General features: G+C 56.1%; 1 pseudogene. It reads right to left on the bottom strand.

From position 1 onward, the window contains the following. Positions 1–387: pseudogene (locus tag D7W81_RS41770) on the bottom strand (IS1 family transposase); the annotation flags it as partial.

Genomic DNA, 387 nt, shown 5'->3' with positions numbered 1-387 from the left:
CCAGCCTTGCCAGATGTTGTCTCAGATTCAGGTTATGCCGCTCAATTCGCTGAGTGTAACGCTTGCTGATTACGTGCAGCTTTCCCTTCAGGCGGGATTCATACAGCGGCCAGCCATCCGTCATCCATATCACCACGTCAAAGGGTGACAGCAGGCTCATAAGACGCCCCAGCGTCGCCATAGTGCGTTCACCGAATACGTGCGCAACAACCGTCTTCCGGAGCCTGTCATACGCGTAAAACAGCCAGCGCTGGCGCGATTTAGCCCCGACATAGCCCCACTGTTCGTCCATTTCCGCGCAGACGATGACGTCACTGCCCGGCTGTATGCGCGAGGTTACCGGCTGCGGCCTGAGTTTTTTAAGTGACGTAAAATCGTGTTGAGGCC

The sequence above is a fragment of the Corallococcus aberystwythensis genome, from assembly GCF_003612165.1.
Lineage (GTDB): Bacteria > Myxococcota > Myxococcia > Myxococcales > Myxococcaceae > Corallococcus > Corallococcus aberystwythensis.
Note: the sequence above shows the minus strand (reverse complement) of the source record. Positions and strands in the feature narration are given on the sequence as shown.